The sequence below is a fragment of the Spongorhabdus nitratireducens genome (assembly GCA_947387575.1).
Lineage (GTDB): Bacteria > Pseudomonadota > Gammaproteobacteria > Pseudomonadales > Endozoicomonadaceae > CANDOC01.
Genome location: CANDOC010000005.1, coordinates 21,347 through 47,979, shown reverse-complemented (window position 1 = coordinate 47,979; position 26,633 = coordinate 21,347). Strand labels below are relative to the sequence as shown.

The following is a 26,633-nucleotide window of genomic DNA, read 5'->3' as shown; positions in this document are numbered from 1 at the left end:
CTGATCAAAATTTCATTTCAATCAGAGCTTTTAAGCAGCATATGCAATTTGCTTAGTTCGGGCTGACAACCGGCGGCTTGTCCGGAGTAGGAGCAGTGGCAGGAGGCGGCGGAGGCGGAGCGATCGGGGCAGCCTGCTGAGGTGTCTCAACTTCAGTGTTTTCCGCTTCAGCTTCAGCCTGAGCCGGGTTACCTGCAACCTGAGGAGCAGCAGCCTGCTCTGCAGCTTGCTGAACAGCAGCCTGAGCAGCCGGGTTATCAGCCAGCTGAGCGACAGCTGCATTGGTGATAGCTACTTTCTGAGCCGGAGCTGCACTTACTGCAACACCTACAATCTGGGCAGCCTGTTCAGGATAAGCCTGAACAGCAGCACTAACCAGTGCAGACAGCAGTGCAGGGCTGCCCTGCAGCTGGGCTGCCGCATCAGCAATCAGCGCTTCTACAGATGCACCACTTTCCACGGCTTTAGCCAGAGCTGCGTCAGCAGACATAGTGTTCAAATCAGTTGCCAGATCAGCCTGGGCAACACCGGCCATAGCTGCTGCAAGAGCCAGAGCCGCAGATGCAACAAATTTTGTTGGTTTCATTTGAATTCCTTTACCATCCCAAGAAAATCGAGGGTAACAGAAGTGCAGACAATTCTGTTGTTACCTAGATTATTATCCTGTACTTGCGTGGAGTAATGTACAAAAAAAAACTACGCTCTGCGATAGGCTGGTAGCGGAAAAGCAAAAACATTAATTTTTTTGAACTGTACAAACTCTAACGCTGGAAATTATATTTATCCGGCCATTATAATACAATGCAAAATCAGGTTGGCATTGAAATTTAAGAATATGAAACTTTGTTCGTATACATATTCGTAATAAGCAACAATGCATGTGCCACCTATTTTCATCCGTAAAACTCAAGGCGTAGAATTTAATATGAAAGGGATAAGCAAACTCAGCCTGGCCGTTGCCCTCGCTGGATATGGACTGAGCGCTGCTGCAGCTGTTGAAGATGCCGGCCACCTGACTCTGGGTGCCTTCGAAGTGACTCCTGAACTGCGTACTGCCATCGGTTACGATGACAACGTATACCGTGACGGCAACACCGTTGGCCTGAAAGAGAAAGGCTCTTTTGTTTACAACATTAATCCTTCTGTAGAGTTCAAGGCCCAGAAAGGCCTGAGCACTTACGCCCTGACTCTGGACGTAAACGACAAGCGTTTCTCTGCTGAAAGCGATGCCAACTTCACCGATTACGCGCTGCTGGGCGATGTTCACCAGGAATTCAACAGCCGTAACCGTCTGGACCTGGGTTTTGACCTGGGCGTTTACCACGACGAAGGTTCCACCATTAACGGTGCTACTGACAAGGACGCTCCTGAGTACACCCGCAAGCAGGCTGACATCAAGTACGGCTTCGGTTCCATGGAAGCCAAGGCACGTTTCGACGTTTTCGCCAGCATCAACGACCAGGATTACGACAAGAAAAACGGCAGCTATGAAGGCCGTAGCCGTAAGACTACTGAATTCGGAACCACCGTATTCTACAAGGTAATGCCGAAGACCAGCGCACTGGTTGAAGTCAAGAAACGTGATCTGGAATATGACAAGCGTTCCGGCGACACCGCTAAGCCAGGCTACGAAATCACCAGTTACCTGGTCGGTCTGGAGTGGGAAGCCACTGCCAAGACTACCGGTTACGCCAAGATCGGTCGTCGTCATCGCAGTGCTGACGCCAAAGGTGTTGATTCCGAAAACTTCACCGGTTGGGAAGTCGGTGTAAGCTACATGCCGGTTGATCACTCTGTATTCCAGCTGAGCACTACCCGTGACTACGGCCTGGAATCTGACAACCCGGCCAATGCTGACTTCACCAAGGGCACCAGCACTACTCTGAGCTGGATGCACAGCTGGACTGACCGCATCAGTACCAACGCTGGTTACACCTACACCGACGAAGAAGTTCAGCGTTCCGCTCAGACCATCAAGGATCGCGACATCAACACCTTCAAGCTGGGTGCTGACTGGAAACTGCGTCGCAATCTGACCCTGTCTCTTAACTACGAGCACAGCAAGCGTGATGAAGACCGCAAGGTAAGCACCGTAAGCGAAGACGGTTACAGCCGTAACGTTTACATGCTGACTGCTGAACTGGCGCTGTAATTTAATTTACAAGCACCAGCTCAACGCGAGCTATAATACAGGCCGGTGATCCGGCCTGTATTTTTTTGGTCTGTCAGTTTTACCTTTGGCACGCCCATCCCTGACAAGTAACAGGTTGCTGTATAAACCTCTCGTATTTGCTCACAAACGCTTGCGTCCCGAATACAAACGAACGACAATCTCCCGCCATTAAAATAGAACGAATGTCATGCTGCCTGCAGCAATTCTGAAGGTAACCAACCCAATGCCTGCTTTTATTAGATACCTGACACAAAGCACATTACAACTGAAGAGAATGCTGCTGGCCACGCTGTTGCTGATCGCTACATCAATTCATGCTGCAGACCCTGTAAGCTTTTCCACTTACGGCCTGAGCTCCGGTGATGAAATCCATATTACGGTTTTCGGTGAAGATGATATGGATGTGACCACCCGCTTGACGGATGCCGGCACTATCTCTTACCCCTTCCTGGGAGAGATTCGCGTTAAGGGTATGACCGTCGGTGAATTACAGAAACACCTGACGAACCAACTCAAGCCAGACTACTTTGTAGATCCACAAGTCAACGTATCCATCACTGAATATCGCAAGTTCTTTGTAAGCGGTGAAGTAAAAGATCCGGGCGGTTTCTCATTTGAACCTGGCCTGACACTTGAAAAAGCAATTGCACTGGCTGGCGGCTTCACGCAGCGCGCAGACAAAAAAGCGATTCAGGTAACCCGCGAGATTAATGGTCGCCAAGTAGAGCGCACCATGAAGCAGGATGATTCAGTGCTTCCCGGCGATATCATCAATATCAAAGAAAGCTTCTTCTAATTGAGCGATGCAGCGCCTCGTATATCAGCACAAGCTGACTCGACCGGGGCAGTCACCTGAACGTTAAAATTTATTCTATTTAAATACGAAGCAAACAATGAGTAGCGATACGCAACTGGCCATGCCCGGACAGGGCTCGCCTAACCCAGCCCCTCAACAGGATGATGATGTGATTTCCCTGCGGGAAATTTTTCATGTTCTGACTACGCACAAATGGGCAATTATTGGCTTTACGCTGGCAGTCACCTTGATTACGACACTAATCGTCTTCAAGCTGACCCCCATTTATCAGGCAACAACCGTACTTCAGATCGAACAGGAACAGGCCAAAGTCGTATCGATTGAAGAGGTTTATGGTATTGATGGCGGCGGAGACAGCTACCTGAACACCCAGTTCGAGGTATTAAAGTCACGCAGCGTGCTGGAAAAGGTAGTTGAAAAGCTTAATCTGACACAAAACCCTGAGTTCAATACCAGCCTGCAGGAAACCGCATGGTATGCTAACTATATTAACTGGCACAGTTGGTTCGGGCTTGAAGCACCCGTTGAAGAAGATGTTGAAGACATCACACTACGTGACACCATTAACACCCTGAGTGAACATATCTCGATTGCTCCTGTTAAAAAAACCCAGGTTGTCCGGATTCACGCTACCTCTGAAAGTGCCAAACTGGCTGCAAAAATCGCCAATGCAGTAGCGGACGCCTATATCGAATCTTATATGGAGTCCAAGCTATCCCTCACCCTTAATGCTACCAGCTGGATGCAGGGTCGCCTGACTGAACTGTCTGATAAGCTGCGCGTTGCAGAGAAAAACCTGCAGGCATACCGCGAACAGGAAAACCTGGTTGACCTGGAAGGTGTACTAACGCTTTCCAGCAACGAACTGAAAGCCCTGACCACAGAACTGGTCCAGGTACGTCGTAAGCTGGCTATTTCTGAAACCATTTACAAACGTATTCAGTCAGGCAAGCTGCGGACGGCAGAAGATTATGAATCCCTGCAGGCTGTACTGTCTCACCCATTGATTCAGGAGTTGAAACAGGAACAGGCAAAGATCGAGCGTCAAATTTCAGATATGTCCCGCCGCTATGGCCCGAAACACCCTAAAATGCGCTCGGCACGTAGTGAACTGGCCAGCATTCAGCAAAATATTAAAATGCAGATTCGTAATATTGTACAGGGTGTTGAGCGTGATTATGAGAATGACAAGGCCAACGAGCGTAGCTTGAGCCGCCAGGTAGCTACAGCCAAAGCAAAAGTACAGGAAATTAACCGCAGCCAGTTTAAGCTGCGAGCACTGGAACGTGAAGTTCGCACCAACAAAGATCTCTATGATGCTTTCTTCAAACGTATTCAGGAAACCAGCGCAACCAGTGACTTACAAACCGCTAATGCACGTGTGGTAGACAAAGCTTTCACACCGGAAAAGCCGGTTAAACCCAAAAAGAGCTTGATTATTGCACTGGCAGCTATTCTTGGCCTAATGATTTCCTGCGGTATCGCCTTCCTGCTTGAAATGCTCAATAACACTATTCGCAGCACTCGGGATATTGAAGACAAACTGAACCTGCCAGTACTGGGAATTCTGCCAAAACTGAACCCGAAACAGGCAACAGGCAGAATGCACAACCTCTTTATGGATAAAAACGAGCATGGCTTTGGTGAAGCGGTTCGTACCATTCGCACCAGTGTGAACTTGACGGCAATGGACAAGGAACACCGACTGTTTGCCATCACTTCAACCATGCCCGGTGAAGGTAAATCGTCGACCGCATCTAACCTGGCACTTTCACTCGGTCAGCTGGGTAAAACCCTCCTTGTAGATTGTGATCTGCGTCGCCCGACCGTTGGCAAAAACTTCAGCATTAAAGGCGGCTCTGTTGGTTTAGCTAATCTGCTGGCAGACACTGCAACCACTGATGAATGCATACATCATGCTGATGGCATCGACCTGATCCCCTGCGGCATGCTCCCCCCCAACCCACAGGAACTGCTAGCGTCCGAAAAGTTTGTGGCTGTTATTGAAGAACTGAAGCAACACTACGATTACATCATTCTGGACTGTCCACCGGTACAAAGTGTAAGCGACGCCCTGATGGTCTCCCGCTTGTGCGACGGCCTTCTCTACGTAATCGAAGCCGGCCGAGGCCAACTGAGCGCCATCCAGAACAGTGTTGGTCGCCTGCTACAAGCCCGCGCCCCACTAACAGGAGTTGTACTCAACAAAATCGACCCCACAAGAAAAGACGCCTACGGATATAGCCAGGGCTACTACGACTACGAAGGCTACCACTCAAAAGAAGCCTAGACAGAAAAAACTGAAGGTGAATGGTCTAATAAAATTGAGACCATTCACCAGCCAAAACAGTACAATCCACACTTCCTAATTTCTAAAAGCGATCTATAATTTTTAGCCTGCTAAAGATGATGTACATACGATAATGTATACGTCATAATACGTCCGCTCAAAAAATACCGCATATTTTTAATCATGAAATGCGGAACAACCTACCTCTATATTTTTATGATTTCGGAGAAAATTACAGCCTATCGCGGACTATAAATTAGATGTCATTTTGAGCCATCATGATGCCATTTTTTATCGTCCTCAAAAGCATACGATTCATAACTATAAGCTCCATCGCAGTTCCGGCATTTGCGTCTATGAGTCGGCGGGCGGTAGCGTGTCTAAAAAGGCATGTAAAACTGTAAACGCTAAGCTAGATAGCTTAGTGAAATATAGAGTAGCTAAACAAAAGCTATAAAAGCACACAAGCCGTCTGAACATTATGCCATTAATGCATTTTACGTGGACGGGCTAGAGTATTTTGGTAGCTCTTCGAAAACGTCAACATCCTTCAGGCAATGAAAGTCTGCTCTACTACCCAATAATGATTCTGAACAGTGAGTTTATCTGAAATCTATTTAGGTAAGTAACCATATTTATCTTCTGAAATATTCGATTTTTGCTTTCATCGTCGCCACAAACAATCGTTGTATTGAATCCTTAACCTTGAGTATCAATGCTACTGGTTTTGGTTTACTTATGGAGAAAGCTCAAATTAAAAACCCATCAAAACCAAAAATAGCACCACCTTGATACACTATCATCTTAAACTAATAGTAACATCTGATTAAAACATACAAGCTGAAAAATAACAGATACCTACTTCCCTGATATTTAATTAAACAATATATATACTCAAGGAATTAGACCTACTTTTTGTGACAAGAAGTATTTAAACCCAAAATAGAAAAATCATCATCACTGACAAATACAAATATAAAGAAACATTTAGCAAGTATAAATACTAGGACACATAAAAGAAACTCCAACAAAATAATTTACTAAATCCTACCTATCACTTTTATCAATATAGATGTTAAATATATAGTTATAAAAACGGATCAGGTTACAAATAAGGGACAGCATTCATCATTAACCCATTCTAATGAGACATCAATTTCTCTACAAAATTTCTCCAATATTATTTTCTCGATGAATCAGATTTTTTGATGAAATATAGAATCCAACTAAAATACTTGAGTTCTTACTCCCGAAACAGACCCAAAATAACAATCTCATTAATTTTATAGCGTCAAAATACTCTCCCATAAAACTTAAACTATTAATGAAAAACAGACAGGAAAAAAAATGTGTGGATTCTTTATAACAAACAACCCTAATGTTGATCACTCTCACTTAAGCATAATTGAAAGTACCTTAAGGTTCAGAGGGCCTGATTGCTCATCTGGTTTATTAGAACATAATAGCTGGAAAGCATATCATTCAAGACTGGCAATAATAGACGTTTACAGTGGTGTAAACCAGCCTATCATTGATTCTGAAGGGGGAATGCTAGTTTTTAATGGTGAAGTACTCAATTATAAGGAACTAGGAAAAAAATATTTCAACAGGAACTATACAAGTGATACTAAATTACTTAGCGATTTATTAGCAAGCAATAAAATAAATCTAAATGAAATTGATGGTTTTTTTGCATTTGTTTACATAAATAAAGACGGAAAAGTTCAAAAAGCTGCCAGGGATAAATTCGGAGTTAAACCTATTTTTTACCATAGAGATGGTAAGTACTTAAGTTTTTGTTCTGAACCCATTACACTTAAAAAAATATTTAAACTATCAGTAAATCACAACACAATAGACGAATATAGAGCCACAAGAGCTCCTATTTTTTCAGGATCATATTTTGATGGCATAAATACAATACAACCAGGAAATTGTTTTATTGACGGAGAATATTTTAATTGCTGTGATTTTTTAGAAAAAGAATATATTGAAAATACGGAAAACGATGTAGAGCTTGCAATAAGAGAAGGCATCAGGACTAGACAAATATCGGATGCTCCTGTAGGCCTATTACTCAGCAGAGGAATAGACAGCAATTTATTAAAAGAGTTTGGAAATATAAAAAGGTGTTACTCCATAGGATTCGAAGGTGATGAAGATATAGAGTATCTGAAAAAAGAAGAAACAAAAAATTTAAAAATCATAGAACAAACGGCTGAAGGTTACTTAAATGATTTTAAACATCTGATAGAACTCCGAGGTGAGCCGATGTCAGTACCAAACGAGGTTCTATTATACCGTATCTCTAGAGAAGCCGCGAAAGACGGAATTAAAGTATTACTTTCTGGCGAGGGTGCTGATGAATTTTTTGGCGGCTATGACAGGATATTTCAATGGGCATTAAAAGAAGATTTTTGTATTGATAAATTCATAGAAATGTATTGCTATGAACCGCCCAAAAAAGGGTCCAAACTATATCAAAGGTTTAAAAATCTATTCCTTGAATTAAAAGTTAACTCTTCATTTGAAATGGTCAGATGGTTTTTCATCAAATATCACATGCCTGTACTATTTAGAAGATTAGATTTTGCTTTAATGGCAGCAGGAATTGAAGGAAGAGAACCACTTGCTAATAAACATACTTTTGAAATCGCGACAAAAATATCACCCAAGAGCTTAATGGGTGATGTTTTGGGAAAGATACCTCTAAGAAATATAATTTCAAAATACAAAGGAAATGATTTTGCGTATGAAAAGAAAGTTGGATTCCCTGTAAACCTTAAAAAAGTTTTCAAAGACAAAAGCCATCTTAGCTCATACGAAATCTGGTTCGAAGAAAATATAAAGGTACTATATAAATGATTATTGGATACACTAGCGGCGTTTATGATTTATTTCATGTTGGCCATGTTAATTTATTACGTAATGCAAAAGCCATGTGCGACAAACTTGTAGTTGGGGTTACCATAGATGAGCTTGTAGCATACAAAGGAAAAAGTCCAGTAATTCCTTACCATGAGAGAATAGAAGTAGTTAGGGCATGTCGATATGTTGATGTTGCTATTCCACAAAATAATATGGACAAAGCTGCCGCTGCAAAAAAAAATCATGCTAGCTATTTATTTGTTGGAGACGACTGGTATGAAACACCAAAATGGCAAGATCACGAAAAAGATCTATCTGAGGTCTCATGCAAAGTAATTTATTTCCCTTATACTAAAGGTGTATCAAGCACATTAATTAACAAAACCTTAGTATCACTAAGAAAGTAATTATCGAACAATATATTACAAACTGTTAATTGGCTTTTCATGCTCAAGGAAAATTAATCCTCAATGAGAAAAGCCGATTAACTGCTAATTTTAAACAAATATGAATCACCAATGGATTCATATTAAGCTTCTAATTACCGCTCTATCCACATTCACGACTACAGTTAGATTTCATAGATGTACTCAACGACATCATTCTCCCAGGTACAAAGAACAGAGGCTAACTGAAAAACTGTAGTTATCCAGAACTGATACAAGGGCAAAAATAGATACGTTGAAACAAGCCATTATTTTCAACGATCTACTCCTGCTATTCCGAAATATTTGATGACTATTTTGCTCTATTTGATATCAAATTAGTAGTACAACATCAGTGCATCAAGGGTAGGTAGGTTATTTAAATCATGTATGTCATGTAAAATTTGAGTGTCAATTTTACATTGATTTTTTATCTAAGGGTGAAAATCTGTAATAAATAAAGCCTATGCAATCACGAAGTAACATCAATTTTAAAAACCATTCTATAATCTTCAACTTTTAGAACACTAAACATACAAGATAAAATTTTAAATTAGGTTATAAAGTATCACATTAGAGGGGAAAGCTGAACAAAGCTATCAATTTAATCATGACTAGCAAAACCAAAATGGAAACAAGGCAAATCAAGTGTTAAGCACTAGCATTAAAAAACTTAAAACTCACAGTGTTACAAAAAACGCCGTAGCACTCTTATTTATGCAAATCTCTAATACAATAATTCCTTTTATCGTCTATCCATATCTAACAAGACATCTTGGAATAGATGAGTTTAGTAATTTTGCTTTGGTAATGGCCTTAATTCAACTTTCTTTTGTCATTACTGATTATGGCTTTTCATTATCTGGTGCTTATGAGATTGCTACAAATCAAAATAACAAAAGTCATATTAGTCATTATTTAGCCTCTGTTTTTATTGTAAAATCATTAATGACTTTTGTGTCATTAATGCTATTTGGTTTATATCTAAAATACTACTCAAATATTGAAAATACCATGCCCCTATTCTTGGGCGGAACACTCGCCATCGTAGGCCAGGCATATCAATGGACATGGTTTTTTCAAGGAATAGAAAAAATGAAAAACGTGACTATTTATCATTTTTTTGTGAGACTACTGTTTGTTCTCTTAGTATTTTACTTAGTTGATGAAAAAGGAGATGGTTTTTTAGCAATTTACGCTTGGGGCTTTGCTCAGGTATTTGGTGCCATTCTATCCTTTTATATGATTTATACTAAGGGCTTTTATTTTTCCTCACCTACAAAGGAAAATATAATTGGATGCTTCACAAAGGGCTGGCATTTTTTCTTCTCTAGAGTTTCGGTCTCACTCTACACAACTGCGAATATAGTTATTTTAGGACTAACTGGTTCAAGTACTTATATAGCGCATTACTCAATTTGTGATCAGCTGTATAAAGGTGGGCAAGCAATCACATCGCCATTAAGCCAGGCAATGTATCCATATATGGCAAGAACAAAAGATTGGAATTTTTTTTATTATGCTATAACGTTTACAGGTATATCTCTAGCAGTAATTTGTTTATTATTTTCTTTATTCTCAGAAGAATTCTTAGTTTTACTTTACGGAGACAGCCTGAAAAATGCGGGAAGCTTATTTGATATATTTTTAATAATAACAATAATTAATTTCTTTGGATCCGCTTTTGGTTATTCGGCAGCATCCGCAATAGGCAAAATAAACATAGCAAACCACTCGGTAATAATAGGCTCACTTATTCACCTATCCGTTGTTGCTCTTCTCTACGCATTAGACAGAATCACACCGTATACTCTAGCTTTTAGCTTATTGACTGCTGAGCTATTTGTAATGATGATCAGAATTTTTCTTATTCGCTATCATTACAAAATAAGCAATTCTCTATCATAGATCTTTTATCAAATCATACAGCATACAAAAATATATGTTACAGTTGTTTTTTTACCCACTTATATTTATTTCTAGCTTGTTTATCCCAAAACAAAAATACAAATGGTGTTTCGGTGAATGGTTTGGAGAAAAGTTTTGCGACAACTCAAAATATTTATTCGAGTACACTAAAAACAATACTAATATAATACGACCAATTTGGATAACCAAAAACAAAGACATAAGACTAGAACTAAAAAAAAATGGCTACGAAGTATATCTATCCACATCTATAAAAGGCATCTGGCATCAATTAACAGCAAAAGTTTTTTTTTCAAATGTAAATTCAAAAGATTTCTTTTATCCTTGTATAACTCCAAGATCAATTTATATACAGCTATGGCACGGATCTCCAATAAAAAAAATTGGCTTTGATACTATAAAGCCTAGAAGTGTAAAGTACTATATATCTAATTTAAGAACAAAAACCATTGACAAATATAGATACATAGTTTCACCCTCTAGAACTTTTGATGCAATTTTTAAAAGTGCATTCAATCTTGAAAGCAAAAACATTATTAGATCTCCATATCCAAGGTGTGATGGCCTTTTTTTAAATGAAAATCACAAGAAAAAGATCATTAAAAAATTAGCACTATCTCAGCATAATAAAATAATCTCTTACATTCCAACTCATAGAGATGAGGGAAAATCAGCTGACACTATTAAAATAGTAATTAAAGAAATATTAAAAAACGATGCCTTTTTAAAAGAAAACAAGATTACATTTATATTTAAACCTCATTTTTATGACTCCCATTTTTTCACAAACATTAAGAGCTCTGAAAATCTAAAAGTAATAATGCCCAATGACAATTTTGATTTATATGAGCTTTTATCTATTACTGACATAATGGTCACTGACTATTCAAGCATATTCTTTGATTTTGATATAACAGGAAAAGAGACAATCTTTCATGCACCAGATCTATCATCCTATATCTCTAAAAATAGAGATCTGTATTTTGATTATAAAGATCTGTGCGGAAACTATACAACAAATACTCGTGAGCTATTGCTCAGAATAAAAGAAGGTTCAAACTTCGAAAAAACCGATGATTCTATATTCAATGAAAACAAAACCAACAAGTGTTCAGAATTCCTATATAAGAAGTTAATGGTTATTTTGTATGATAAAAGTGAGTAACAAATGTTTTATAACAAATTTACTTCTTACATGGGGAGTTATATTTTCTATAGCATCACTCATTCTAACCAAACTCAGCTTCCCAGCTTTCATATCATATGGAATTAAAGATCTATTTATTTACGCTATATTCTTATTATTTATAAGAAGCTGGCCAATATCAAAAAAATTTATCACAACATTTTTTCTATTGTTTTTGTTTTTATACTTTCTGATATTAAACTATTTAATTTTAAATGAAAACTACTCAGCACCAATCAACAATATAAGGCAAATATTTTCACCGATATTAATTTTATTTGTACTCTTTTCTCTTAAGGCAACAGAGCCTTTCCCCTATAGAAAAATTAAAACTTTAATCATAATTATTTTTTCATTTGGAATAATAGAGTTAGTATTTTCAATCTGGGAGTATGTCAACTTAAAAGATTTCTTTAACAATAAAGGTATCCCTGTAGATAGTAATGGGCTTTCATATATGTTTTATGAGCCAATGATTGGTTATGCCAAGAGGATGTCATCAACATTTATTGACCCTATCAGTCTTGGGCATTTCTTTGCAACATGTGTATTGATACTATCATATTCTTTAGAGGACTCAGAAGCTTCTAGAAATGAAAAATATTTTTACATACTGATTTCTATACTCGGACTAATACTCAGCTTTTCAAAAGGAGCAATGCTACAGCTATTCCTAGGTATAATTTTATTAGAAAATAGAATCAATTTTGCGTTTCGAAGCTTACTATACTTTATTCCCCCTCTACTATTAACATTAATACCTCAAAACCTTTTACATGGTATATACATACATTTTGAAGGAGTTATTAATTCCATAACTTCAATTAGCTTATTTGGTTATGGAATCGGTAGTGTTGGAAATTATACGAAAATGTTTTCCACTGACCTCTCTGTATATAATAAATTGCAAATCAGTGACACATTTCTAGGGTCAATTATAGGGCAAATAGGATTAATCGGTTTAATTCTATGGTTAATGATAATTTTCTATATTATTCATACATTTTCCTCAAGTAGGAAAAACTTCATCACATCATCGAAGATATTGATTTCGATTTTGGCTATATCAATGATGTCAGAAAACACGCTGAATGTAACTTCGTTTTATCTTCCTGCTCTATTATTAGCAATTATAAACTCAACCTCAAGAAGGATTAATTAGATTGAAGGAAATCAAAAAAAACAAATTGATTATCCTTGGCATTAGAGGCTTACCTGCTGAACATGGTGGGTTTGAAACTTTTGCCGAGCACTTAAGTCAGTATTTAACTAAGAAAGGATGGCAAGTAACGGTTTACTGTCAAGAAAATGGTTCAGGTAATATATATGAAAAAAGCTGGGAAAATATACGGCTTATACATGTTCCTGTAAAATTAAGTGGCGCTATAGGGACAATAATCTTTGATCTTCTTTCTATAATCCACTCATTAAAGCAGCCAGGTCTTATTTTAACTTTAGGTTACAACACAGCTTTATTTAACTTAATTCACCGTGTATTTAATCGAACAAATATCATTAATATGGATGGTATTGAGTGGAAACGACAAAAATGGGGTAAAATTGCAAAGGTATGGTTCTGGTTAAATGAAAGATTTGGTTGCTGGTTCGGTAATCATCTCATTGCCGATCACCCTCGAATAGAAGACCATCTAACTACTCGAGTAAGAAGCAAAAAAATTACCATGATACCTTATGGCGCTATCGAAGTTACTAATGCCCAAAAGATGCTTTTAGATGAATATGATTTACAAGCCAATAAGTACTCAATACTAATTGCACGGCCAGAGCCAGAAAACTCCATTTTTGAGGTGGTCAGCGCTTTTTCACAAAAAAAACGTAACCAAAAATTAGTTGTACTTGGAAAATTCGATTTTGAAAATAATAATTATCATCGCCAGGTAAGAAATATTGCTAGTAGCGAGGTTATATTTCCTGGTGCAATATATGATGCAAAGAAGATAGCCTCATTACGCTTTTATTCCCGCTTTTATATACATGGTCATAAGGTAGGTGGAACAAACCCTTCGCTCGTTGAAGCACTTGGTGCTGGCTGTGCAGTGATTGGTCACAAAAATCCGTTCAACCAGTGGGTTGCTGGTAATGCAGGTTGGTATTTTGATTCAACAGAATCCTTAGCCTTGTTCTTTGATAAAGAATATTATGATGAGACTTTACTGAAAGAAAAAAAATCAAATGCTGCTCAACAATTTCGGTCACGATTTAAGTGGGATTCAATTCTCTCTGAGTATGAGAATCTACTCCTTAAATTCATCAAATAACAGGTTATTATGAAAATTCTTATAACTGGTGGTGCTGGCTTTATAGGTAGTGCTGTTATTCGTTACATCCTTACTAATACTAAAAACACTGTTATAAATCTTGATTCTCTCACATATGCAGGAAACACTGAATCAATACCTACCAAGCTCAAAAGTGAAAATTATTTTTTTCAAAAGAAAGATATCTGCAATGTCAACGACCTAAAATTTATTTTTAATACATATCAGCCTGATGCTGTTATGCATCTAGCTGCAGAAAGCCATGTTGATCGTTCTATTGATGGTCCAGCTACATTTATCCATACTAATCTGGTAGGCACTTTTAACATGCTGGAATGTGCCCGTAACTATTGGCAAAAACTGCCTGAAGACAAGCGCGCAAACTTTCGCTTTCATCATATATCTACCGACGAGGTTTATGGCGACTTACATGGCACCGATGATCTGTTTACAGAAACTACGCCTTATTCACCTAGCAGCCCATATTCTGCCAGTAAAGCAGGTTCTGACCACCTAGTAAGAGCTTGGCACCGAACTTACGGGCTGCCAGTAATTGTGACTAACTGCTCTAATAACTATGGGCCTTATCACTTCCCTGAAAAACTGATTCCTCATATGATCTTGAATGCCCTGCATGGTAAGCCTCTGCCTGTTTATGGTGATGGTTGCCAGATCCGGGACTGGCTATATGTAGAAGATCATGCCCGTGCACTTTATAAAGTTGTGACTGAGGGAGAGGTTGGCGAAACCTACAATGTTGGTGGTCATAACGAGAAAAAGAATATTGATGTGGTCAACATGATTTGTGATCTGCTAGAAGAGCTGGCACCAGAGAAACCTGCGGGTATCAACGAATATCGTGAGCTGATTACTTTTGTTACTGATCGCCCCGGGCATGACGCACGTTACGCCATTGATGCCTCTAAAATTGAGTGTGAGCTCGGCTGGGTACCAGAAGAAACTTTTGATACAGGCCTGCGTAAAACGGTTCAGTGGTATCTGGATAACCGACAGTGGTGGGAGAGAGTACTTTCTGGTAAATACCAGCTTGGCCGCTTGGGCGTCAATGATTAATTCTTTTAGGTTAAGAAATTTCTTTATCCTCCTTCGTAACTTCACACTCTAATTCCCCTTTCTGACTTATGAAAAAATACAAAGGTATCATCCTTGCGGGTGGTTCTGGCACACGTCTGCACCCGATTACAATGGGTGTATCCAAGCAGCTCCTCCCTGTTTATGACAAACCGATGATTTATTATCCGCTGTCGGTTTTAATGCTAGCTGGAATACAGGATATCCTGATTATATCAACACCAGATGATTTATCCGGTTATCAACGATTATTTGGTAATGGGAGCCAGTTCGGTATTTCTATTTCCTATGCAGTTCAACCAAGTCCTGACGGGCTTGCTCAGGCATTTCTAATTGGTGAGCGGTTTATAGGCAATGACAATGTAAGCCTTATACTAGGTGACAATATTTTTTACGGGCAACATTTCTCAGAAAAATTACAACAAGCTTGCAGGCAGGAAAACGGTGCCACTGTTTTCGGATATCATGTAAATGACCCTGAGCGATTTGGTGTTGTTGCCTTCGATAAAGATGGCAAAGCAACTAGCATTGAAGAAAAACCGGCATCACCAAAATCCAATTATGCCGTCACTGGTCTCTATTTCTATGATAACAGCGTCATCAGTATTGCCCGGGATATTAAACCCTCTGCCCGTGGTGAGCTGGAAATAACGGATGTGAATAACGCATACCTGCAAGCAGGTAAGCTCAATGTCAGCCTACTCGGACGCGGATTTGCGTGGCTCGATACTGGTACTCATGACTCCCTAATGGAGGCGGGGCATTTTGTTCAAACCATAGAACACCGGCAAGGGCTTAAAGTAGCGGCACTGGAAGAAATTGCTTTCCAGCAAGGATGGCTAACGATCGATCAACTTGCAGAATCAGGCAAGAAGCTTTCAAAAACAGGCTATGGCCAATATCTCTTGAAAATTGCTGAGGGGCGTATCTGATGAAAATCATCCCTACTCGGATTTCTGATCTTATCATTATTGAGCCAAAGGTTTTTGGCGATGACAGGGGTTTTTTTTTGGAAACCTTTCAGGCCAAACGCTATCGCGAGGAGGTTGGCATTGAATATGATTTTGTTCAGGATAATCACTCCCGTTCATCATCCGGTGTCCTGAGAGGACTGCACTTCCAGAAAAGCAAGCCTCAGGGAAAACTCGTCAGAGTTGTGAGTGGAGAAGTTTATGATGTAGCTGTCGACATTCGTCCCGGTTCTCCAACATTCGGGCAGTGGGAAGGAGTCATGTTATCAGCAAAAAATAAAAAACAGTTTTGGGTTCCACCCGGCTTTGCCCATGGGTTTGTTGTTATATCTGATACAGCTGATTTTGAATACAAGTGCACAGATTATTATGACCCTCAGGATGAAGGTTCATTCCGTTGGAATGACCCGGACATTGCTATACAGTGGCCGGTTGAGTCACCATCACTTTCACTAAAAGATGAAAATGCACCTGCTTTCAAGGAGTTGTTTTAATGTCCCGAATGAAAGTGCTGATTAGCGGAGCACAGGGTCAGCTGGGGCAATGCCTTCTCGATCGCGTTGACACCAGCCTTATGGAAGTTATTGCCGTTGACCGTGAACACCTTGATATCACCAGCCGTTCTCATGTCCTTGATTTTTGCGAGCAAAACAAACCTGACCTGATTATTAATGCTGCTGCTTATACTGCTGTAGACAAAGCTGAAGATGAGACAGAGCTGGCATATCGTGTAAATACTGAGGGTCCGAGACACTTAGCAGAAGCCTCTTCAGTACTCAACATTCCTTTAATACATGTTTCTACCGATTATGTTTTTGATGGTAGAGCCATTCAGGCGTATAAACCTGGCGCAAACACGTCACCACAAAGCATTTACGGAGATAGCAAGCTTGCAGGGGAGCAAGTTGTTTCTGAACTGAACCCTAAGCATGTGATCATTCGTACTGCATGGGTTTTCAGTGAATACGGACATAATTTTGTGAAAACTATGTTGAGACTGGGTAGTGAAAGGGATTCACTCTCCGTGGTTGCAGACCAGTATGGCTGTCCGACATACGCTGGAGACCTTGCAGATGCCATCTTAAATATTGCACTGTATCTTAAGGGGCAGACCACGAACACTTCTCTGTTCGGTATTCACCACTTCTGTGGAGACGAAGCAACTAGCTGGCATGGGTTTGCACGAGTTATTTTTCAAGAAGCCTTTGAACAAGGTTTTCTTGCTACAAAACCTGCCTTAAATGCTATCTCCACCAGTGCATATCCGACACCTGCGCAACGGCCTGAATACTCTGTTCTGGACTGCTGCAGCTTTCCAGTAAGCAATGTTAACCGTGACTGGAAAGTAAGCCTTAGGTCAGTCATCAGCGAGCTTCAGAAAAGGTAATCTCACCACCCTTCGCTCCTGCTGCTCTCTAATACAGACATATATAACGCATTTAGTCAGTTCAGTATGGTTGAGTTTAAGGCAGCATGAGCGGGATTTCTAAGTTTGGGGAAAAGTGCAACACTGTGCTTCAAATTAATCTATTTAAGCTGATGATCCTGTAGCCTTTCAGAAAGTGATATTGAGTTCCCTCTTTCAGGGCTAATTACGTTTATACACATTTATTCATTCAAAGATCAGTGAACGACATTAATTTTTAAATTCATACCGATCACCGATCACCGATCACCACTTTAGTATTCAACAAAAAAGATGCCTAATTCACTGATGCATGGCCGCTCCCAGTTGCCTGTTTTTGTACTTGTTGTTCTGGATGTTCTTCTGGCCTTTAGCTGTGCGGAATTATCAGAATTTTTCCGCTTTGGCAGTAACTCTATAGAGCAATATCGCATTATAACTATTCAGGGATTGTTAGTAGTGATGTGTTCCTTTCTGCTGGGTGTTTACGACTCCTGGCGTGGACGTCATCTGGGTGAACGGATCCTGAAAGTATGGCTGGCATGGGTTATATCTTTTGTAGTACTTGTTGCCTTTATGGTGATGACAAAAATTACTGAGAGTTACTCCCGCCTGTGGATTGGCACCTGGATTCTGACCTCCATAACACTGGCTGTCACCATCAGAATCGGACTTTACCTAGCACTAGTTCGTGTTCGGAAGCGGGGCCATAACGTCAAACAAGTTCTGGTTATTGGTTCCGGGCGTAATTTCAGTAATGTTGTTGAAGAGTTCAGTCATCATAATGCTCTAGGGTTCAGGGTTAAAACAGTTGTTGAACATACAACTAAAGAAGCAACGCTTATTGAGCTGGAAAAGTTGATCGACAGCGGCCAACATTTTGACGAATGCTGGCTTTGCCTGCCTCTCAAAGAGGGTACACTGGTTCAACCCGTGCTCTATGTTCTCCGACATCAAACCATGGACATTCGGTTTATGCCTGGTTTGCGTGACCTGCCTCTACTGAATTACAAGGCAACACCGATTGGTGAGTATTATTCACTGGATATCAGCTGTTCTCCGATGCAGGGTCATAACTGGATTCTAAAACGGATAGAGGATGTCGTTGTCAGCACTATTATATTAATCGGCATAACTCCCGTACTGGCGGCGGTAGCTTTGGCTGTGAAACTCTCTTCTCCCGGCCCAATACTCTTCAAGCAGAAACGGCATGGGGCAGATGGCAAGCCCATCAAGGTATACAAATTCCGCAGTATGAAGGTCCATCAGGAAAACAAAGGTACTGTCACTCAGGCTACCAAAGGTGATTCTCGTATCACTCCTGTTGGTGCATTTATACGACGCACCAGCCTGGATGAGCTGCCTCAATTTATTAATGTACTGCAGGGGCGTATGTCCATCGTTGGCCCTCGTCCTCATGCGCTGGCCCATAATGAATATTACAAGGATCTTGTTCAATCCTACATGCAGCGACACAAGATCAAACCAGGCATTACCGGGCTGGCACAGGTGCGGGGTTTCCGGGGTGAAACGGAAACAGTTGATAAAATGGCCCGCCGGGTTGAGTGTGATCTGGAATATATCAATAACTGGTCGGTTGGGTTTGATTTGAAGATTATATTTATGACGGTGTTTAAGGGGTTTGTGAATCCTAATGCTTATTGATTTTGGTGAACGGTGAACGGTGAACGGTGAACGGTGAACGGTGAACGGTGAACGGTGAACGGTGAACGGTGAACGGTGAACGGTTGTTAGTGTGATTTTCTCTTGGGCTATGTGCAAGTTTTTTATACTGTTAACTGTTCACCATTCAACCCTTCCCAAAATAAAAGTATCATTCCCGTTTTTACCTTCAGACCACAAATGACTTATCACAAAACACTGTTTTGGCTGTTTCTGGCCATTTTGTTCTGGCTGCCTTTGCCTTCAGCCAGTAAACCCGAATGGGCGATGGGGTTATTGGCAGCATTGTCTTACTTGCTGGCGGGATTATGGCTGATTGGTTTTGCTCTGGGACGGCTGGAATTATCTGAAGCTTTTCGCCGTACACAATGGCTTCATATTGGTTTTCTGTTCTTTTGCTGTTGGGTCTGGTTACAACAAGTACCGTTGCCCGTTGAATGGGTTAATCCCGTTTCACCGACTTCAGTAAGTATTCAGAACACTGCAGCTTTAGCTCTTCAACTCCCCTCCCCTGAATATGCGACGTTATCTATCGATCCTCACGCTACTCGCCTCAGCGCTATGTTAACGCTCGCCTATTACCTGTTATTTTTCATGACTTTACTTTTGGTCACTGACTCCAGTAAAGCAAAGCTCTTTGCCTGGCTATTTGTTATTCAGGGTACATTTCAGGCTGTGTTTGGTTCTCTGAGCACTCTTTCCGGAATGGAAATGCTGTTATTCAGTGCTAAGGAAACCTATTTCGATGTGGCAACAGGGACTTATGTCAACCGGAATTCATTTGCCGGTGGTCTGGAGATGATGCTTGCTATGGGCATGGGACTTTTAATCGCCCAACTCAGTGATAAAAAGGCCCACAGCTGGAGTGAATGGTTACGTCAGGTGCTGTCTACTCTTATGAGTAACAAGGTTTTGTTACGTACGGCACTTGCCGTTATGGTGGTAGGGCTTGTTTTGAGCCGATCCCGCATGGGAAATACTGCTTTCTTTTCCAGCCTGATGATTACAGGTCTGCTTTATGTTGTTCTGCGTAAACGTCTGACTCGCGGCATGGTCATTTTGTTTGTCAGCTTGATTGTCATTGATACTGCCATTATCAGTCAATGGTTTGGCCTGGAAAAGGTAGTACAGCGCCTGGAGCAGACCTCCATCAATAAAGAGACTCGACCAGAAGTTGCAGAAATGACTCTTAATGCCATTTCATCGGACTACACACTTACAGGTTCTGGTGGCGGATCTTTCTATACCACATTACCTGGTTACCACAACGGCAGCTGGCATGGTTTTTACGATCTTGCTCATAATGACTATCTGCAGTTTCCTCTGGAGTTTGGTATACCGGGGTACCTGATACTAGTACTAATAGTTCTGGCTTCTGTTTGGCAGGCCGCACAAGCCATAAAACAACGTAGAAACACGTTGATGATCGGAATGGGTTTTGCCAGCTTTATGGGAATTCTGGCGATTATGATTCATTCAACGGTGGATTTTAATTTGCAGATTCCGGCTAACGCAGCGATGTTTGTTTGTTTGATGGCTTTGGCCTGGGTTGCACGATTTATGCCTAGTAAACAATAGGATAAGTGATTGGGTTTCAGTTTTGTTGCACTTGTTACACATATATTGCGATCTGTGATCGTTATTCATTTACCACTTCCGGATGCCCCTTTACTATTAGCCTCTTAAAAAAAGGATGTACTAATGCTTAAGAAATGCCTCTTCCCTGCTGCCGGTTACGGCACACGGTTTCTACCGGCAACTAAATCCATGCCAAAGGAAATGATGCCGGTCGTCAACAAGCCCTTGATTGAATACGGTGTTGATGAAGCGTTGGAAGCTGGTCTAAATGAAATCTGTATGGTAACAGGCCGCGGCAAGCGCGCTCTGGAGGATCATTTCGATATTAACTACGAGCTGGAGCATCAGATCGAGGGCACTGGTAAAGAAAGCATGCTGACAGATATCCGTGAGATTATGGATCGCTGCACCTTTTCCTATACCCGCCAGACTGAAATGAAAGGCCTGGGCCATGCAATCCAGACTGGTCAGACATTGGTAGGTGACCAACCCTTTGCCGTCGTTCTGGCAGATGATTTGTGCGTAAACCCCGGAGGCCCCGGTGTTCTGGCACAAATGGCTGCACTCTACCGCCAGTTCCGCTGCTCCATTGTCGCAGTGCAGGAAGTACCTGAGGATCAGGTTCACCGCTATGGTGTAATCGCCGGTGATACCATCCGTGACGATATTATCCGGGTTACCGATATGGTCGAAAAGCCATCAAAGGAAGAAGCCCCTTCCAATCTGGCGATTATCGGTCGCTATATCCTGACTCCTGATATTTTCGATCTGATTGCTGACACAGAGCCTGGAAAGGGTGGTGAAATCCAGATTACCGATGCTCTTATGAAGCAGGCGCAACAAGGCTGTGTACTGGCTTATAAATTCAAGGGTACCCGTTTCGACTGTGGCAGCGTTGAGGGCTTTATTGAAGCCACTAATTACTGTTACGACACCTTTTATCGCGGCTGATTAAAATAATAAGCCCGAGGGAATGGTATGAAACTTGCGTTTCTCATACTATTCCCGATTAACTTTTGAACCCGCACTGCCATATCCGATGATCGATATTCATAATCACATTATCCACGGCATAGACGACGGCGCACAAACGCTTGATGATGCACTGGAATTACTGCAGCTGGCGACTGAAAACGGTATTTCCCACCTGATTTGTACGCCTCACATGCATCCCGGCCGGTTTGATAATAACCGCGACACCATTGCACCGCCTTTTGCTGAGCTGGACGCGGCCGTTAAAGAACGGAACATGCCAATCAAAATCGCCATGTCAGCAGAAGTGCGCATCAGTGATGAATTTATGATTATGCTGCGTCGGGGCAAAGTCCCGTTTATCGGCCAGTGGGAAGGTATGGATTGTGTGTTGCTTGAAATGCCTCATTCCAATGTGCCAGTCGGTATCGAGAACCTGTTAAGTTGGCTCAAGAAACAGAATATTCGCCCGATTATTGCCCACCCGGAGCGTAACAAAGAGATTATGCGCCATCCGGAGCGCAGCCTGAAACTGGCTGAACGAGGTGCATTGTTCCAGTTGACTGCGGGATCTGTTGCCGGTCATTTTGGCAGTCAGGCACAGGAAATCAGTCAGTGGATGCTGAGTCAGGAAAAAGAGCTGATCCAGTTTGTTGCGTCCGATGCTCACAATGTTAACCGTCGTCCACCGGCTATGCGTGAAGCGGCTGTTGTGCTGGATCAGTGGGTAGGTGAAGCACAGCGTGTGATGTTAACTGAAACCAACCCTCATCAACTGACCGCCAGTCTGTTTGGGGAAGCCTCATGAGTATTGATTCCTCCAATCATTCTGAATCGGGCCACGCTGAATCAAGACACTCTGATCCAACTAAAAAGCGGCGACGCCGCAGGCGTTCTTCCCGTAGCAATAAGAAGTCTTTTGATATAAAGCCTAGCCGAGCGCTCTTTGCGCTTGCAGGTATTGCATTACTTTTTCAGGCCTCTCAAACCTCTCTGGCTTTAATCAAGGCCGGAGCACTGAACAGCCAGACTAATCAGTATCTGGAATATTGGCAGGGAAAGGAAAAGAAAGACCCTCAGGGCTTTCAGCCAAAGCCGCATGACTATGAAGTCGCGCTGAAAGGTGCCGAACGCGCACTGGAAACCTTGCCGGATTCACCGGAACAGTGGGTATTGAAAGCTCGGGTTCTGGAGTGGGGCCAGCGTTATAACCTGGAACCGAAAGTTGATGATTTGCAGCAGTCTCCCCTGCTAACCAGCTGGGAAACAGCGATTCAACTGCGGCCGGCCTGGCCTTATGCCTGGGCTGACTATGCCATGGATCGTGCTCAGTATTCCCTGATAGATGATAAATTTACAGCTGCATTAATGCGCGCTAATGAGTTGGGCCCCTGGGAGTTACGAGTGCAACAACTGTCAGCCACTTTGGGTCTGCACTACAAAGGTTTTTTGGCACCGGAACTACAACACACACTGGATGCCAGCCTGCAGCGTTATGAAAAGCTTGATCCCCGGGCAGCAAAAAAGCTGATTGAGCAATATACGAAATAATCGTTCAGTCGCATAAAAAAGGGCGCTAAATTAGCGCCCTTACAAATTCCCTTTTAAAACAGCATTCCCTGCCCTTCCCTCATACGCATCACTGCGAACTCGTCCTTTCAGGAAATTAAACCCTTTAGAAGAAACCTAGCGGGCTGGTGTCATAACTCACCAGAACGTTTTTGGTTTGCTGGTAGTGTTCCAGTGCCCGTTTATGGGTTTCACGACCAATGCCTGACTTTTTGTATCCGCCAAATGCCGCGTGTGCGGGATAAGCGTGGTAACAGTTGGTCCAGATTCTTCCCGCCTGAATGCCTCGTGCCATACGATGCGCCCGGTTGATATCCCGGGTCCATACACCGGCGCCCAGACCAAATTCGGTATCGTTGGCGATTTCCAACGCATGGGCTTCGTCCCTGAATGTGGTTATCCCAACCACTGGTCCAAAAATTTCCTCCTGAAAAACTCGCATATCATTCGTACCCTTCATCAGGGTCGGCTGGATATAGAATCCTTTGTTGTATTCATCTCCCAGACTTTCACTGTGGCCTCCGGTCAGAAACTCCACGCCTTCCTTTCTGCCCAGTTCCAGGTAACCCATGATCTTCTCATGCTGTTCCTGTGAGGCCTGGGCACCCACCTGGGTTTCTGTATCCAGCGGGTTGCCACGTTTAATTTGCAATGCCCGGTCAACCACCAGCGGGATAAACTCGTCGTACATAGACTCCTGGACCAGCGCCCGGGAAGGACAGGTACACACTTCACCCTGGTTAAAGAATGCCAGCACCAGGCCTTCTACCGACTTGCTCAGGTAGTCATCTTCCTGCCTCATAACATCATCGAAATAGATATTCGGTGACTTGCCACCCAGTTCGACGGTTGACGGAATAATATTATCAGCTGCACATTTCAGAATATGTGAACCAACCGGGGTAGAACCGGTAAAGGCGATCTTGGCAATACGTTTGCTGGTTGCCAGTGCTTCACCGGCTTCCTTACCGTAACCGTTGACAATATTGATCACACCTGCAGGGAACAGATCCCCCACCAGCTCCATCAATACCAGAATGGAAGCCGGGGTTTGCTCCGCCGGTTTCAATATCACACAGTTACCTGCGGCCAGTGCCGGTGCCAGCTTCCATGCGGCCATCAGAATGGGGAAGTTCCAGGGAATAATCTGCCCTACGACACCCAGCGGCTCGTGGTAGTGATAGGACATGGTGTGCTGATCTAGATCGGCACTGGATCCTTCCTGCGCCCGAATGCACCCGGCAAAATAACGAAAATGGTCAGCTGCCAGCGGAATATCCGCTGCCAGCGTTTCCCTGACCGCCTTGCCGTTGTCCCAGGTTTCTGCCACGGCAAGCATTTCTTTGTTGGCGTCGATAATGTCCGCCAGCTTTAACAGTATGTTTGAACGTTCGGTTACTGAAGTTTTACCCCAAGCTTCTTTTGCTGCATGGGCGGCATCCAGTGCCAGATTAATATCTTCTTCAGTGGAACGGGGAACTTCACAAATTGCTTCACCGGTTACCGGGGTAATATTCTCAAAGTACTGTCCCTTAACCGGTGCAACCCAGTCACCCCCGATAAAATTCTGATAACGGTTCTTGAAGCTGACCACAGCTCCTTTCTGACCGGGATTGGCATAGATCATGAAACGGCCTCTTTTTTATTCTTTTTTTGTTTTGGCATGCGTTTCAGCATGGACAGCTATACGTTATCGGTAGTACAAAAGGCATGCTTTGCTGTGATTCCGCAAAACTTGCCTCTCAGTCCAGCAAACGGTCCAGCGAATTATCATAGCGACAACAACAAAAATAATAATGGCGGCTGTGAGTTTTCCTCACAGTCAGATAAGCAAGGTATTCTATCGTGGCTCATTTTCTGCCCGGCTCCCGACAACCCAAGAAACTGGTTGAAAACAGGATCAGCTTTCATGGCTCCAACTCGGCCCTGAGTATTTACGACACATGGCAGCCCGAAAGCAATGTGACGTTTGAATCTGACGTACTGCTACATTGCAGTATGGTCAGTGGGCAAAAAATGCTGCATTGCAGTGGCAGCAGTCAACCCTTTCTTCCTGGTGAGTCCTTCATTCTGGCACCAGAAAATGAAGTAACGATCGACTTTCCCCAAGCGGCAATGGATAACCCGACTACCTGCCTCGCATTGGAAATTGACCGACAATGTGTAACCAAAGTGGCTAATCGTTTATACGATAAAGACATTCTTACTGAAGAAGCACTTTCTGATTTCTGCTTTTATCATCTACAGCACACGACAGACACTCAGCAGCTGATAGAACGCATCTGGCAGACATATCTGCAAGATAACCCGGACCGTACGATTTTGATTGAACTGGGTATCACCGAACTTTTGGTCCGACTGATGCGAGACGAAAGCCGGCACATGTTGCTGGATTACAGCCGTAGAGTACCTGACGCCAACGGATTCAACGCGGTGTTGCATGCCATTGACCGTCACCCGGAACAGCCTTTGGATATGGATACTCTTTGTACCATTGCCTGTATGAGCCGCAGCCGCCTTTACAGTGAGTTTCAGCGCAAGCTGGGTGTCTCTCCGGCGGAATATCAAAAACAACAGCGAATGAAAAAATCATTGGAGATGTTAAAGCAGGGCCGTTCCGTCACCCAGACCTGCTTTGACCTGGGATTTCAGAACCTGAGTCATTTCAGCCGGTTATTTCGTCAGTTCTATGGCGCTTCACCCAGAAATTATCTGAAACAGCATGCTTGAATGAGTAATATTTGTTGATAATACCTTTTAACTCCAGAAAGCCCTGAAGATCCTATGACACAAGACAACCGTAACCGTCTGTCCAAAATTTATACCCGCACTGGTGATAAAGGCACGACCGGTCTTGGTGATCAGCGCCGGGTATCCAAAACCCACGAGCGGATTGAAGCAATCGGTACTGTCGACGAACTGAATACCTGGGTCGGGCTGCTGATCAATGAAATCAAGACGACGCAGTTATTGGCAGAAGAGCTGCATGCGCCGCTGGAAAATATTCAGCACCGGCTGTTTGATCTGGGTGGCGAACTGGCCATGCCCGGATATCAGCTTATTCAGGAAGATTTTGTAACTGATCTTGAAACCATGCTGGATCAGTTCAATAAAGACTTGCCAGCCCTGAAGAACTTTATTTTGCCAGGAGGTTCTCAGTTAGCCTGCTATTGCCATATGGTGAGAACGATTGCCCGCCGGGCTGAGCGTCGGGTTATTGCGGCCAAAGAAGCGGGGGAAGATATCAACCCTCCACTGATGCAATACCTGAACCGGCTGTCTGACCTGATGTTTGTGCTGGCGCGGGTCACGGCCCGGGAATCCGGCGGTGAAATACTGTGGCAGCAGTCAGACAAGAACAAGGTCTGATTTCTGAAGGCAAAATTGTACCCTCTA

General features: G+C 42.4%; 22 protein-coding genes. 20 read left to right on the top strand and 2 right to left on the bottom strand.

From position 1 onward, the window contains the following. Positions 1-52 precede the first annotated feature (52 nt). Positions 53-586: a hypothetical protein gene (locus ACYZZ0_RS10455; RefSeq protein ID WP_461536566.1), complete on the bottom strand. Its 534-nt coding sequence runs from the start codon at positions 584-586 to the stop codon at positions 53-55. 339 nt (positions 587-925) lie between these two features. Here ACYZZ0_RS10455 and ACYZZ0_RS10450 point away from each other — a divergent pair, with 339 nt between their 5' ends. The 18 genes from ACYZZ0_RS10450 to ACYZZ0_RS10365 all read left to right on the top strand — a co-directional run bounded on the left by ACYZZ0_RS10450 (position 926) and on the right by ACYZZ0_RS10365 (position 23,219). Further along, a complete protein-coding gene (locus tag ACYZZ0_RS10450) occupies positions 926-2,152 on the top strand; it encodes an outer membrane beta-barrel protein (RefSeq protein WP_461536565.1) in 1,227 nt (408 codons plus the stop codon). 244 nt (positions 2,153-2,396) lie between these two features. Then, positions 2,397-2,969, top strand: a complete 573-nt coding sequence (locus tag ACYZZ0_RS10445; RefSeq protein ID WP_461536564.1) for a polysaccharide biosynthesis/export family protein — start codon at positions 2,397-2,399, stop codon at positions 2,967-2,969. Between the two features lie 97 nt (positions 2,970-3,066). Then, a complete protein-coding gene (locus tag ACYZZ0_RS10440) occupies positions 3,067-5,280 on the top strand; it encodes a GumC family protein (RefSeq protein WP_461536563.1) in 2,214 nt (737 codons plus the stop codon). A gap of 1,347 nt (positions 5,281-6,627) precedes the next feature. Further along, the gene (locus ACYZZ0_RS10435; RefSeq protein ID WP_461536562.1) at positions 6,628-8,145 is read left to right on the top strand and encodes an asparagine synthetase B family protein; all 1,518 of its coding nucleotides are present in this window, start codon (positions 6,628-6,630) and stop codon (positions 8,143-8,145) included. After that, entirely contained in the window at positions 8,142-8,555 is a 414-nt protein-coding gene (locus tag ACYZZ0_RS10430) for an adenylyltransferase/cytidyltransferase family protein (RefSeq protein ID WP_461536561.1), read from the top strand. Before ACYZZ0_RS10435 ends, ACYZZ0_RS10430 begins: the two co-directional genes overlap by 4 nt. A gap of 666 nt (positions 8,556-9,221) precedes the next feature. Then, the gene (locus ACYZZ0_RS10425; protein WP_461536560.1) at positions 9,222-10,481 is read left to right on the top strand and encodes an oligosaccharide flippase family protein; all 1,260 of its coding nucleotides are present in this window, start codon (positions 9,222-9,224) and stop codon (positions 10,479-10,481) included. A 34-nt stretch (positions 10,482-10,515) separates the two neighbouring features. Next, on the top strand, positions 10,516-11,667 hold the full coding sequence (locus tag ACYZZ0_RS10420) for a CDP-glycerol glycerophosphotransferase family protein (protein WP_461536559.1): 1,152 nt from the start codon (positions 10,516-10,518) through the stop codon (positions 11,665-11,667). Continuing rightward, positions 11,651-12,850: a hypothetical protein gene (locus tag ACYZZ0_RS10415; RefSeq protein WP_461536558.1), complete on the top strand. Its 1,200-nt coding sequence runs from the start codon at positions 11,651-11,653 to the stop codon at positions 12,848-12,850. The genes ACYZZ0_RS10420 and ACYZZ0_RS10415 overlap by 17 nt, the downstream gene beginning before the upstream one ends. A gap of 1 nt (position 12,851) precedes the next feature. Continuing rightward, on the top strand, positions 12,852-13,967 hold the full coding sequence (locus ACYZZ0_RS10410) for a DUF1972 domain-containing protein (RefSeq protein ID WP_461536557.1): 1,116 nt from the start codon (positions 12,852-12,854) through the stop codon (positions 13,965-13,967). A 9-nt stretch (positions 13,968-13,976) separates the two neighbouring features. Next, positions 13,977-15,041: a dTDP-glucose 4,6-dehydratase gene (gene rfbB, locus ACYZZ0_RS10405; RefSeq protein WP_461536556.1), complete on the top strand. Its 1,065-nt coding sequence runs from the start codon at positions 13,977-13,979 to the stop codon at positions 15,039-15,041. 68 nt (positions 15,042-15,109) lie between these two features. Next, positions 15,110-15,991, top strand: coding sequence for a glucose-1-phosphate thymidylyltransferase RfbA (rfbA, locus tag ACYZZ0_RS10400; protein WP_461536555.1), 882 nt, complete (start codon positions 15,110-15,112; stop codon positions 15,989-15,991). After that, positions 15,991-16,524 carry a dTDP-4-dehydrorhamnose 3,5-epimerase gene (rfbC, locus tag ACYZZ0_RS10395; protein WP_461536554.1) on the top strand — a complete coding sequence of 178 codons (534 nt, stop codon included), beginning with the start codon at positions 15,991-15,993 and terminating at the stop codon, positions 16,522-16,524. Before rfbA ends, rfbC begins: the two co-directional genes overlap by 1 nt. Continuing rightward, positions 16,524-17,417: a dTDP-4-dehydrorhamnose reductase gene (gene rfbD / locus ACYZZ0_RS10390; RefSeq protein WP_461536553.1), complete on the top strand. Its 894-nt coding sequence runs from the start codon at positions 16,524-16,526 to the stop codon at positions 17,415-17,417. The genes rfbC and rfbD overlap by 1 nt, the downstream gene beginning before the upstream one ends. A gap of 312 nt (positions 17,418-17,729) precedes the next feature. Further along, on the top strand, positions 17,730-19,100 hold the full coding sequence (locus ACYZZ0_RS10385; protein WP_461536552.1) for an undecaprenyl-phosphate glucose phosphotransferase: 1,371 nt from the start codon (positions 17,730-17,732) through the stop codon (positions 19,098-19,100). 198 nt (positions 19,101-19,298) lie between these two features. After that, positions 19,299-20,696, top strand: coding sequence for an O-antigen ligase family protein (locus ACYZZ0_RS10380; RefSeq protein ID WP_461536551.1), 1,398 nt, complete (start codon positions 19,299-19,301; stop codon positions 20,694-20,696). 123 nt (positions 20,697-20,819) lie between these two features. Beyond that, a complete protein-coding gene (gene galU / locus ACYZZ0_RS10375) occupies positions 20,820-21,647 on the top strand; it encodes a UTP--glucose-1-phosphate uridylyltransferase GalU (protein ID WP_461536550.1) in 828 nt (275 codons plus the stop codon). A gap of 88 nt (positions 21,648-21,735) precedes the next feature. Then, positions 21,736-22,476, top strand: a complete 741-nt coding sequence (locus ACYZZ0_RS10370) for a tyrosine-protein phosphatase (protein WP_461536549.1) — start codon at positions 21,736-21,738, stop codon at positions 22,474-22,476. Continuing rightward, positions 22,473-23,219: a hypothetical protein gene (locus ACYZZ0_RS10365; protein WP_461536548.1), complete on the top strand. Its 747-nt coding sequence runs from the start codon at positions 22,473-22,475 to the stop codon at positions 23,217-23,219. The genes ACYZZ0_RS10370 and ACYZZ0_RS10365 overlap by 4 nt, the downstream gene beginning before the upstream one ends. Positions 23,220-23,343: 124 nt before the next feature. Here the strand turns inward: ACYZZ0_RS10365 and exaC are convergent, their stop codons facing one another. Beyond that, complete coding sequence (gene exaC / locus ACYZZ0_RS10360) at positions 23,344-24,864, bottom strand: acetaldehyde dehydrogenase ExaC (RefSeq protein ID WP_461536547.1); 1,521 nt, start codon at positions 24,862-24,864, stop codon at positions 23,344-23,346. Between the two features lie 218 nt (positions 24,865-25,082). Between exaC and ACYZZ0_RS10355 the strand changes: the two genes are divergently transcribed. Next, positions 25,083-25,967, top strand: a complete 885-nt coding sequence (locus ACYZZ0_RS10355; RefSeq protein WP_461536546.1) for a helix-turn-helix domain-containing protein — start codon at positions 25,083-25,085, stop codon at positions 25,965-25,967. A gap of 54 nt (positions 25,968-26,021) precedes the next feature. Continuing rightward, complete coding sequence (locus ACYZZ0_RS10350; RefSeq protein ID WP_461536545.1) at positions 26,022-26,606, top strand: cob(I)yrinic acid a,c-diamide adenosyltransferase; 585 nt, start codon at positions 26,022-26,024, stop codon at positions 26,604-26,606. The last annotated feature ends 27 nt before the right edge of the window (positions 26,607-26,633 follow it).